Source organism: Arthrobacter sp. CMU6, from assembly GCF_059090205.1.
This window is the reverse complement of sequence record NZ_JBNHFL010000132.1, coordinates 1-246: the sequence shown is the minus strand read 5'-3', so window position 1 is coordinate 246 and position 246 is coordinate 1. Positions and strand designations below refer to the sequence as shown.

Genomic DNA, 246 nt, shown 5'->3' with positions numbered 1-246 from the left:
GACCCTCACCGGGACCCGGGGTGGCCGGATGCACCGCCACCGGCGTCCCGGCCGCCGGGCCGGTCCCGTCCCCCGCGGCCCGGACCACCCGCCCGGATATCTCATGCCCCAGCACCAGCGGCGCCTTCAGGACCGACTCGCCCGCCGCACCGTGCAGCCAGTAATGCAGGTCCGACCCGCAAATCCCCCCGAACAGCACCTCGACCACCGCCTCATCCGGCCCCGGCACCGCCAGGGCAAGATCCT

General features: G+C 74.8%; 1 protein-coding gene. It reads right to left on the bottom strand.

Annotated features, from left to right (window positions below; all coding sequences use genetic code 11):
- Positions 1 to 246 (bottom strand): alcohol dehydrogenase catalytic domain-containing protein (locus tag AC5RWD_RS23395; RefSeq protein ID WP_494022291.1); only part of this gene is annotated, 246 nt, incomplete at both ends.